The following is a 384-nucleotide window of genomic DNA, read 5'->3' as shown; positions in this document are numbered from 1 at the left end:
TATTGCTCTTTCTACTTTAAGGCAATTAGGGTTAATAATAACAAGTTTAGGATTAGGTCTTATTTTAATTACTTTTTTTCATCTTTTAACTCACGCTATATTTAAGTCTTTACTATTTATATGTAGAGGAGATGTTATTCATCAGAATCAAGGTTTACAAGATTTGCGGTTTTTGGGAGGTTCATTAAAAGGAAGACTTTTTGCTAGAACTTTGATAAATATCTGCAATTTAGCTTTATGTGGATTTCCTTTTTTAGCGGGATTTTATTCTAAGGACGCTATTATAGAAATAGGTTACAGTTCTAGTTATAGTTTGATTTTTTTATATTTGATAGCTTTTAGAGTAGGACTTTCTGGCTCTTATTCTATGCGTTTATATTATTT

At 28.4% G+C, this 384-nt stretch carries 1 protein-coding gene; it reads left to right on the top strand.

The annotated features are described in order from the left end of the window. A partial coding sequence (locus FS935_RS23235; RefSeq protein WP_275669654.1) for a proton-conducting transporter transmembrane domain-containing protein occupies window positions 1–384 on the top strand: 384 nt, incomplete at both ends.

This window comes from Metabacillus litoralis (assembly GCF_007994985.1).
In the GTDB taxonomy this organism is placed as follows: domain Bacteria; phylum Bacillota; class Bacilli; order Bacillales; family Bacillaceae; genus Metabacillus; species Metabacillus litoralis.
Note: the sequence above shows the minus strand (reverse complement) of the source record. Positions and strands in the feature narration are given on the sequence as shown.